This is a genomic window from Nitratidesulfovibrio liaohensis (assembly GCF_011682075.1).
GTDB lineage: Bacteria > Desulfobacterota > Desulfovibrionia > Desulfovibrionales > Desulfovibrionaceae > Cupidesulfovibrio > Cupidesulfovibrio liaohensis.
Map to the genome: position 1 here is coordinate 1 of NZ_VSMK01000405.1, position 2,464 is coordinate 2,464.

At 66.8% G+C, this 2,464-nt stretch carries 2 protein-coding genes and 1 riboswitch; of the genes, one reads left to right on the forward strand and one right to left on the reverse strand.

Annotated elements, in window-relative coordinates; genetic code table 11:
• Positions 1–345: hypothetical protein (locus FVW27_RS13030; protein ID WP_167125774.1), on the reverse strand; the 345-nt coding region annotated here is incomplete at its 3' end.
• A gap of 519 nt (positions 346–864) precedes the next feature.
• A riboswitch (cobalamin riboswitch) is annotated at positions 865–1,045 on the forward strand.
• A gap of 306 nt (positions 1,046–1,351) precedes the next feature.
• Between FVW27_RS13030 and FVW27_RS13035 the strand changes: the two genes are divergently transcribed.
• Entirely contained in the window at positions 1,352–2,353 is a 1,002-nt protein-coding gene (locus FVW27_RS13035; protein ID WP_167125776.1) for a sirohydrochlorin cobaltochelatase, read from the forward strand.
• Positions 2,354–2,464: the final 111 nt, after the last annotated feature.

Here is a 2,464-nt window from a genome sequence, read left to right on the forward strand (position 1 = left end):
GGCAGCGCCCGCGCCGGGGCCGGCGGCGGGCAGCAGGTCTTCGCGCAGGGCCGCGAGGAACGCGTCGCCCGGCAACGACTGGCCGTCTTCAAGGTTGAAGGCGGGCAACTGGTGTGAATCGAACAGGCCGAAGAAGTTGGAAAGGACGATGCGGCCACCGTTCTCGAACAGGAACACGAGATCCTGGCCGGACTGCTCCAGTTGTGCCGCCTCGGACGGAAAGGCCATATCCAGCGCCGCGCCAGCAATGTTGTCTATGACGATCTGCTGGTTTGCCTGCGGTTGTGTCAGCTGGATGTGGCGGGCCGCCGTTGCGGCACCAGTGGTGGTGTTCTGCGTAACCATGGCTATCTCCCCATGTTGGCGAAGGCGCGCTGCGACTCCGTCCTTGCGTTGTGCGGGAATGCCGTTCGGAATCCGATTCCGGGCGCGCCCCGCCTGCGTTCAGCCTGTTATCCGGTGTTGCCGTGTTTCGTCCGGCTTTTCCGGAATGCCCATCTCCGTCCGTAAATTTGTCCCGGGGCTTGCAGTCTCGCCTGATTTATCAAGGAATATCGAACTGCTTCAGATCCCCTTGCAGCCCACTCCCGTCAACCCAGCTGTGTCCGGACAAACCGGATTCGGGCGTGCGACTAACGACATCTTTGCAACTGAAATGCCAAACCCGTTAGCTCCGTATTACTCGTGTATTACAAAACAGTTGGGACATGTTTAATTCGGATTCCCCCAAACAGGACTAAACCCGACCATATACGTCCGTACACGAACTGGCAGGATTCTGCCAGGGGAGCAGTCAAAAAGAGTGTCTCATCGCGCTTCTCGCAGCGGCCCGCCCCTGTTGCTTGACAGCTCCGCCGCGCGGGGCCTATCCATGGTCCTTCAGGTGTCCATCGGACTTGATAGGGAATCCCGTGCGAATCGGGAGCGGACCCGCCGCCGTAAGCCCGCGAGAACGCCTGCTCCCCAGAGCGCCACTGGACCACGGTCCGGGAAGGCCGGAGCAGGTCGGGCAAGCCGGAAGACCTGCCTGACGCGTCATCGGCCATACCCGGAAGGCAACGGGGCTTTTGCCCTTCCGGGACCGGCGGCCACGATTCGTACGCCCGCGCCTGCCCACTGTACTCGCCGTGTCCCCGCGACCACTGCGCCCACCGCGTCCGCCACGCCATCACGACAGGCACAGCGGGCACATCGGGCACATGCGTCGCTCCAGCCACTTCCACCGCCCAGCCGCACCAACGCGCGGTGTGGCGTGGCAGGCGACACGCCGAACTTCCCGGGCCGTGCCGGGTCGCACTCCCCGTGTGTCCGCCGCCTTGCCAATTGCCCGCCTGCCTCTTCGGAGGTTCCCATGCTTCTCGTGCCTTCCGGCCTGCCCGCCCTGCGGCGGAGTGCCCTTTCGCGCGCCCTTTCGGGCATCTCGTCGCCCGCCGCCTTCCGCTCCACTTCCCGCTCTCGCACCTTGCCGCTGCTGGCAGCCCAACTGCTTACCCTGCTGCTGGCCCTGTGCCTGACCCTGCCCCTGGCCGCCCAGGCCGGGCACGGCGGCGAGGCTGCCCGCAAGGACGGCATCCTGCTGGTGGCCTTCGGCACCACGGTGGAAGAAGCCCGCCCCGCGCTGGACAACATCGAACGGCTGGTGCGCGCCACCCATCCCGGCGCGGAAATCCGCTGGGCCTGGTCGGCCCGCAAGGCCCGCGCCTCGCTGATCAAGGAAGGCAAGCCCGCCGCCTCGCCCCAGCAGGCCCTGGCCGACATGGCCGAGGAAGGCTTCACCCACGTGGCCGTGCAGTCGTTCCACACCATCACCGGCGAGGAATTCCACGGCCTGCTGGCCACTGCGCATGCCATGGAAGGCCTGCCCAAGGGGCTGACCCGCATCACCGTGGGCCTGCCGCTGCTGGCATCCACCGACGACGCCGAATCCCTGGCCGTGGCCCTGAAGTCGCTGCTGCCCAAGGAACGCAAGCCCGGCGATGCGGTCATCTTCATGGGCCACGGCAACCCGCACCACCCCGCCGCACTCAGCTACCCGGCCATGCAGTATTACCTGACCAAGGCCGACCCGCTGTTCTTCATCAGCGTGGTGGAAGGTTCCCCCTCGTTCGACGACGTGACCGCCACCCTGACAGCCCGCAAGGTGCGCACCGCGTGGCTGGTGCCGCTGATGGCCGTGGCGGGCGACCACGCCCACAACGACATGGCGGGCGACGAACCGGATTCGCTGGCCTCGCAACTGCGCGAACGGGGCATCACCCCGCGCCCGGTGCTGCGCGGCACCGCATCGTCGGACGCCATAGTATCCATCTGGCTGCGCCACCTGGACGTGGCCCTGAAGCAACTGGACCAGTAATGCATAACGCCACCGCGCCCCGGTCCGTGCCGCCACAGGCATGGGCCGGGGCCGCGCGGCCCCGCCGCGCCCTGCGCATCATCCTGCTGGCCGCCCTGTGCTGGGTGGCCA

What these genes read in the sequence shown, in the direction of transcription:
- FVW27_RS13035 (WP_167125776.1), top strand. Translation starts at nt 1,352, where the DNA reads ATGCTTCTCGTGCCTTCCGGCCTGCCCGCCCTGCGGCGGAGTGCCCTT.